Genomic DNA, 6,737 nt, shown 5'->3' with positions numbered 1-6,737 from the left:
GCCTGGGACCGCGCCATCGAGCTCGGCGAGGAGCATGGCTACCGCAACGCGCAGGCGACCGTCATCGCGCCGACCGGCACGATCGGCCTGGTCATGGATTGCGACACCACCGGCATCGAGCCCGACTTCGCGCTGGTGAAGTTCAAGAAGCTGGCCGGCGGCGGCTATTTCAAGATCATCAATCGCGCCGTGCCGGAAGCGCTGCGCACGCTCGGCTATTCCGAAGCCCAGATCGCCGAGATGGAGGCCTATGCGGTCGGCCACGGCAACCTCAACCAGGCGCCGGCCATCAACCCCGGCGCGCTCAAGGCCAAGGGCTTCACCGACGAGAAGATCGCGGCGCTCAACGCAGCCTTGAAGTCGGCCTTCGACATCAAGTTTGTCTTCAACCAGTGGACGCTCGGCGCCGACTGGGTGAAGGAGACGTTCGGCTTCACCGACGAGCAGCTCAACGACTTCTCGTTCGAGATGCTGCCGGCGCTCGGCTTCTCCCGCAAGGACATCGAGGCCGCCAACATCCATGTCTGCGGTGCGATGACGCTGGAAGACGCGCCGTTCCTCAAGGCCGAACACCTCGCCGTGTTCGATTGCGCCAGCCCGTGCGGCAAGATCGGCAAGCGCTCGCTGTCTATCAACAGCCACATCCAGATGATGGCGGCGGCACAGCCCTTCATTTCCGGCGCGATCTCCAAGACCATCAACATGCCCAACGATGCGACGGTGGAAGACGCCAAGGGCGCCTACATGCTGTCGTGGAAGCTGGCGCTGAAGGCCAACGCGCTCTACCGCGACGGCTCGAAACTGTCGCAGCCGCTCAATTCCTCGCTGCTCGCCGATGGCGAGGACGACGAGGATGAAGCCGTCGAGCAGCTGCTCGCCGCACCTGCGGCAGCACGTGCCGCACAGATCACCGAGCGGATCGTCGAGCGCATCATCGAGCGCGTGTCGCGCGAGCAGGAAAAGCTGCCCGGCCGCCGCAAGGGTTACACGCAGAAAGCCAAGATCGGTGGCAACACCATCTTCCTGCGCACCGGCGAATATGACGATGGCCGTCTCGGCGAGATCTTCATCGACATGAACAAGGAAGGCGCGACTTTGCGTGGCCTTCTCAACAACTTCGCCATCGCCATTTCGTTGGGCCTGCAATATGGCGTGCCGCTCGACGAATATGTGCACGCCTTCACCTTCACCAAGTTCGAGCCGGCCGGCATGGTGCAGGGCAATGACGCCATCAAGAGCGCGACGTCGATCCTCGACTACGTGTTCCGCGAGCTGGCGATCTCCTACCTCGGCCGCAACGATCTCGCCCATGTCGACCAGTCGGACTTTTCCAACACCGCACTTGGCCGTGGCATCAGCGAAGGCAAGACCGATGCGGTCTCCAAGGGCCTGACCCGTGGCGCCTCGCCGGTGAAGCTGGTGTCGCGCGTCAGCGGCAACGATCCGAAAGGCTTTGCGGCCCCCTCGGGCGCCCCTGCCCGCTCGGCACCGACCGCCTTCTCCGGCTCCAACGTGCTGGCGCTGAAACCCGCCAGCGACGAAGCGGTCGCCTACAAGCGCGACTATGAGGAGCGGGCAAAGGAATTGGCCGAGGACATCGCCTTCGAGGAAGCGGCGGGTGTTGCTTCCGACGCCACGGCTGCGCTGTTCACCGACGCCGCGGCCATGGAGGCGGCGGAAGCCAAGAAACTCGCCAACGACCGCCGCGCCAAATCGCTGCTCCAGGGCTACACCGGCAATTCCTGCTCCGAGTGCCAGAATTTTACCATGGTGCGGAACGGGACCTGCGAGAAGTGCGATACGTGTGGCTCGACGAGCGGGTGCAGCTGAGCTAATTCACGCGCGCTGTCTGTCTGCTGCCAACAATGCGACTCCGCTCTCAGCAGAAGAGATATGCTGAGAGCGGAGGTCTATAAAAATGCCGCCAGAGCCCAAGCAACAGCACTATATTCCGGAAACTTATTCGAAGCATTTCTTGGATGGAGACGGCTGCATCAAAGTCTACGATACGTGGGAAGATTGTAGGCTTTTCTGCACCTCTCCAAAATCGGTATTCAAAGAGAAATACCTATACTCACAACCAGTTCATGCTGAAGCGCGTTTTGACAACGCGATCGAGAGACTTTTTTCCGACACGATAGAAAGCGGCTGGGACCGAGCTGTGAACATTATCGCGGAAAAGAAACCGCTCTCACTTGATGAAATTAAACATTTCACCGAATTCCTTTTGTCCATGCGATGCCGTGTACCCAACGCGCTTAGATCTGTTATGAGCCTTTTGCGAGACTCTGTTGCTAGGATATCGGACGCAGTTTCACCTCCCGTACCCGAGGCTCTGTTGGAAATTTATCGCAAGACGACAGGAGATGTATCGAGCCAGATTAGAATGCAGGATTTGATAAACGCCGGCATAATTCAAATAAACATTGACCCGCATACCGCCCTTCTTTCGATGCCAAATATCATTCGAGGCATGCTTCCTGTAATGAATCGGTACAACGCGCCTGTTTTTATACACAACGAGACAGGCGTCGATTTTATTTCTAGCGATAACCCCGTGTGCTACTTCAAATCGGGAACACCAATAGGTAAAATAGTTCCATACAGTGTCGGAAATTTTGATGATTTTGAACTTGTCTTCCCTATAACTCCGCGCATTGCGATGTATCTGGACACCCGAAGGCAGACGGATGCAATGCATAGAGAAGTACGCAACCGCCGGGCGATAGATCGCATCAATGAGGTCGTGGCTCTTTTTGCTGATCGCTATATATTTAGCCAACGGGGAGACATCGAGACCTTAGTATCCAACTTTTTCGATAAAGGGCCAGTTCCGGACTTCGAACGCTCGATAGTTGGTAACGGCTTGGTGCAGCGAATAAGCTACAAGATCGGACAGCCCTCCGCTCTATCGAATGCGTGGGAATACCCATTCCGACGATGAGGATGCAACAGGGCGTGAGCCGCTACACTGACTATCCACCTAGGGAGTGAAGTGCGTGTGTTACGCGGTGGTGATTGAAAAGGCGGGAAATAACTTTTCCGCTTATGTGCCGAATTTACCCGGCTGCATCGCGACCGGTGCAACTGTACGCGAGGTGGAAGCCGAGATTCGCGATGCAATTCGCTTTCACATCAAGGGTTTGCGGGCCGATGGGTTGAATGTGCCGAAGGTGTTAGCTTGGCAGAGTGCGTAAAGGCATAAAGCCACGAACCAGACCGGCACTACAGGTAGATGAACTTCACACCCACGTTATTGAGCGCGGTTTCTTTTGGAAAAATTTATGACAAGCGCTATTGGTTTGACGCCTATAGACCTCCTAACAACAATTTTGGTAGTTATTACGGGCGTATACGCCTGGCTAACTTATAAGATAGCCCACTCAAATAAAATGATGGTCATAGAAATACAGAAGCAGATCGAGGTTCAAACGCGGCCTGTAATTGCTTTGAATATCGAAATTCAACACCATACTATTTTTGTTGCTCGAATCTGGAACCGAGGCTCCTCATCCGCCGAGAACCTTAAACTGACGGTCGACAGAGACTTCTATCGCTTTGGGGAAACCGTTGGAGAATCAAAAAATATTTCTGATATGTATATTTTCAAAAACACATTGGCTGCACTCGCGCCTGGCGATGGATTCTGGATCGATCTTTGTACAGGCCCTCAGGTCGGCAAGGAGATCGGCGGCAAAATAGTAACACCTGACAAATTCACAATTCAGGCATCCTATGGCTACGGGTCGCGTATCTATACCGAGAACTTCTTTGTGGATCTTCGAGCTTATTTCTATACGTCCGGAGCGAAGAGAATTCCTGAGCAACTCGAAAAGATAGCAAAATCTCTGGATGAACTGGCAAAATCAAACAGAAAGTAGTCACCTCACCGTGGAACATGTCGAGGTTGATATGGGATCATCTCCCTGTGGGACACCGGAGCCGGGAATACGGCCAGAATAGTTGTTTGCGGCCAGGATCGCTGCCCGGACCAATTTACCCCGCCTGCAACACCTCCAGCGTCTGCCCGTCAAACGAAGGCTCGTCCTGGCCTATCCGCACGAACAGCACTTTCCGCCCCCCACCCTCGGGCACCTCGAAATACTGGATGCCGTCAGGCATTTCGCCCCAGGCGCCGCAGGGCGGCTCCGGGATCTCATCGGGGCTGGCTACCGCTTTCAGCTCTTTCGCATAGGCAGCGTCCGGGCTGAATGTGTAGCGTTTGACGCCGGCGGGGACTCTGCCCCCGGCGTAAGGCGTCGAATTCAATACCTTGTTTGCATCTGGCCATGCCTTCGGCCTGCCCGGTTCAAAGCCTCTCAGCATGCCATCTCAGATGGTCGTCCATGAAGCTGGAGATGAAAAGATACGAGTGGTCGTATCCATCCTGCATCCGCAATTTTAAAGGAATACCTGCTTTGGTGCAGGCCGCCTCAAGCAGCCAAGGCCTCAGCCCGTCGTCAAGAAATCCATCCGACGTTCCCTGATCCACCAAAAATTCGGGGAAGCGGTATCCGTCGTCGATGAGCGACGTCGCGTCGCAGCTTCGCCACGAGGCCTCATCCTTGCCGAGATACTTCTCAAAAGCCGGTCTCGACCAGCCGGCGGTGCTTGGCTGGGCGATCGGGGCGAACGCCGAGCAGCTCTTGAACCGCTGCGGATTCTTCAAGGCAATCGTCAGCGCGCCATGCCCGCCCATCGAATGGCCAAAGATTGCCTGGCGTGCCATATCGGCTGGAAATTCAGCCGCGATGAGGGCCGGCAACTCCTCGGCGACATAGGAATACATACGATAGTTCTTCGCATAAGGCTCTTGCGTCGCATCGAGATAGAAGCCGGCGCCGGAGCCGAACTGCCAGTTGTCTTTTTCATCCGGAATGTCGGCCCCGCGCGGGCTGGTGTCGGGACAAACGACGATCAGGCCGAGCTCGGCGGCCATGCGCCTGTACTCGCCCTTGTCCATGACATTGGCGTGCGTACACGTCAGGCCTGAGAGATACCACACAACGGGACAAGGCGTCTCCCGCGCCTGCGGAGGTATGAAAACGGCAAAAATCATGTCGCAACGGCAACTCGTCGAGAAATGGGAATAGACGCCCTGCACGCCGCCATGGGCTTTCGTCTGAGAGATGATTTTCATGTGTTCTCCACGTTGCGGGTCGGATGACGGTCGGCCCCACCACTGCCACCCAGCGGCAAGCACTTGCGTCCTGCCATCGTATGGTTCCTGTGTCGACGGATCTCAGCGCGGAAAAAGAACATCGCCCATTCCGAGCACTGCGTTATCCCCGCCATATTTGCGCGGTGCGCTCCCCAGAAGCGGCCGTTTCAAAATGCCCTCGGCGATCAGATGACGATCGATGATGGCGGCGAAAACGCTCTCGGGCGCGCCGCATTCGACGAAGCTCGGCGACATGCGTGCCGGCGCGCGATCGAGAAGGATCGAACCGCGACGCATCAGATAGCCAGGCATCTCACCGGTGCCACCGGCCACCACCAAGGTGCCGGCGATCATGCGGCTGCCGGCATGGTCGCCGGAGCCTTTCAGCACCGCGACCAGGCCGCGCCGCATGCGGTCCGCCGCGAAGGCGCCCGCTCTGCCCCTGACGATCAACACACCGCCGTTCATGCCGGCCAGTTCCCCGACGAGCGGCGCACCGAGGTGGTCGCCGGCATTGCCTGTTATCTCAAGCCTGCCGCCGCGCATGCCGGAGCCGGCGTATGGACCCGCATTGCCTTCGATCGTGAGCTTGCCACCCCGCATGGCGCGCCCGGCCTGGGCGCCGGCATTGCCAACGAGGCGAACCGACCCACCCCGCATGCCTTGCGCCACAAGGTCAAGGCGCATGCTTCCGCCCTCGAACACGATGCTTGCCGGATCGCTGCCGGCGACGCGAAAAATGTCGCCCACCTTCGATCCGAGCTTCGACATGCCGATCTGGATTCTTTCGACGTCGCGCCTTTCGATCCCGGCCAGCCGCTCCGGCGTCAGCGGCGACAGGTCAAGGCGCTCCGGCGGCTCGGCAACCAGGGTGAAGGTCAGCGCCTTCATGGCAGCATATCCTTCAGCGAGTAGATGAATTTCCCGAGCTTGCCGCCGTAATTGCCGGCGCTGATCCGAACCGCGCCTCTTTGCGGTCCGAGCTCTATGACAGCCTTGATGCCCGCCTTCATCGCGGCGGCAACTGCATCATTGGTCTCACCATCGATGACGATTTCCAGGACGGCGTTGATGTCGGGACCGAGTTCACTCGCGACGACGCCGCGCAGTGTCGGCGCGTAGGCTTCGTTGGCCGAGGCGATCATGCCTTTGTATTTGCCACCGATCTTGGAACCCGAACGGGCAATGCCGCCCGGAAACGGCACGATGGCGCCAGGCACCATGCCGATCGCACCGACGGCGGCCTCGGCAGCGGCCAAAGCGTTGGCGCTGCTTTGCGCCATGACAAAGAAATTGCCGCCACCGACAGCTTCCTTCGTCAGTCCGGTCGTTGCTTCGCACAGGAACTCGCCATCCATGACGGGAATACGCCAGAAATGCCTGTCGCCGATCTTCTTGGAGATTTGCCAGCCGTCGCCGAAATAACGCAGTGCCGAACCGAGCTTGAGCTCGGCGCTGCCCTGCAGCCCGGCAAAGCAGGCGGAACCCGGCGAGGTCAAAACGCACTGGCCGACACGATTGAGCAGTTGTTTCTGCAATTCGTCCGTTCCCATCGCGAAAATCATGACGCGGCAGC

The 6,737-nt window shown here is 58.0% G+C and carries 7 protein-coding genes and 1 pseudogene; 4 read left to right on the top strand and 4 right to left on the bottom strand.

Translation table 11 applies throughout. The annotated features are described in order from the left end of the window. From EN879_RS19050 to EN879_RS19035, 4 genes and pseudogenes are all read left to right on the top strand, one after another. A pseudogene (locus EN879_RS19050) lies at window positions 1-1,830 on the top strand (vitamin B12-dependent ribonucleotide reductase); the annotation flags it as partial. Between the two features lie 88 nt (window positions 1,831-1,918). Beyond that, the gene (locus EN879_RS19045; RefSeq protein ID WP_063167863.1) at window positions 1,919-2,944 is read left to right on the top strand and encodes a DUF4238 domain-containing protein; all 1,026 of its coding nucleotides are present in this window, start codon (window positions 1,919-1,921) and stop codon (window positions 2,942-2,944) included. A 55-nt stretch (window positions 2,945-2,999) separates the two neighbouring features. Next, entirely contained in the window at window positions 3,000-3,197 is a 198-nt protein-coding gene (locus EN879_RS19040; protein ID WP_164746046.1) for a type II toxin-antitoxin system HicB family antitoxin, read from the top strand. Between the two features lie 87 nt (window positions 3,198-3,284). After that, entirely contained in the window at window positions 3,285-3,881 is a 597-nt protein-coding gene (locus tag EN879_RS19035; protein ID WP_063167862.1) for a hypothetical protein, read from the top strand. Window positions 3,882-3,996: 115 nt separating this feature from the next. On the opposite strand, the gene EN879_RS19030 is transcribed toward EN879_RS19035, so the two are convergent. From EN879_RS19030 to fhcD, 4 genes are all read right to left on the bottom strand, one after another. Further along, window positions 3,997-4,269 (bottom strand): hypothetical protein, encoded by a 273-nt coding sequence (locus EN879_RS19030; RefSeq protein ID WP_245459189.1) that lies wholly within the window; start codon window positions 4,267-4,269, stop codon window positions 3,997-3,999. A gap of 40 nt (window positions 4,270-4,309) precedes the next feature. Beyond that, window positions 4,310-5,140 (bottom strand): S-formylglutathione hydrolase, encoded by an 831-nt coding sequence (gene fghA / locus EN879_RS19025; RefSeq protein ID WP_063167861.1) that lies wholly within the window; start codon window positions 5,138-5,140, stop codon window positions 4,310-4,312. Between the two features lie 102 nt (window positions 5,141-5,242). Continuing rightward, a complete protein-coding gene (locus EN879_RS19020; protein ID WP_063167860.1) occupies window positions 5,243-6,052 on the bottom strand; it encodes a formylmethanofuran dehydrogenase subunit C in 810 nt (269 codons plus the stop codon). Next, window positions 6,049-6,737 (bottom strand): formylmethanofuran--tetrahydromethanopterin N-formyltransferase (gene fhcD / locus EN879_RS19015; RefSeq protein ID WP_127274175.1); only part of this gene is annotated, 689 nt, incomplete at its 5' end. The genes fhcD and EN879_RS19020, both read right to left, overlap by 4 nt.

Origin of the sequence: Mesorhizobium sp. M7A.F.Ca.AU.002.02.1.1 (assembly GCF_003998535.1) — a bacterium.
In the GTDB taxonomy this organism is placed as follows: domain Bacteria; phylum Pseudomonadota; class Alphaproteobacteria; order Rhizobiales; family Rhizobiaceae; genus Mesorhizobium; species Mesorhizobium ciceri.
The sequence above is the reverse complement of the archived record's forward strand: the minus strand, read 5'-3'. Positions and strand labels throughout refer to the sequence as shown.

Excerpts from the sequence above, each read along its gene's own strand:
- EN879_RS19045 (WP_063167863.1), top strand. The coding sequence starts at position 1,919 with ATGCCGCCAGAGCCCAAGCAACAGCACTATATTCCGGAAACTTATTCG.
- fghA (WP_063167861.1), bottom strand. The coding sequence starts at position 5,140 with ATGAAAATCATCTCTCAGACGAAAGCCCATGGCGGCGTGCAGGGCGTC.
- EN879_RS19020 (WP_063167860.1), bottom strand. The coding sequence starts at position 6,052 with ATGAAGGCGCTGACCTTCACCCTGGTTGCCGAGCCGCCGGAGCGCCTT.
- EN879_RS19035 (WP_063167862.1), top strand. The coding sequence starts at position 3,285 with ATGACAAGCGCTATTGGTTTGACGCCTATAGACCTCCTAACAACAATT.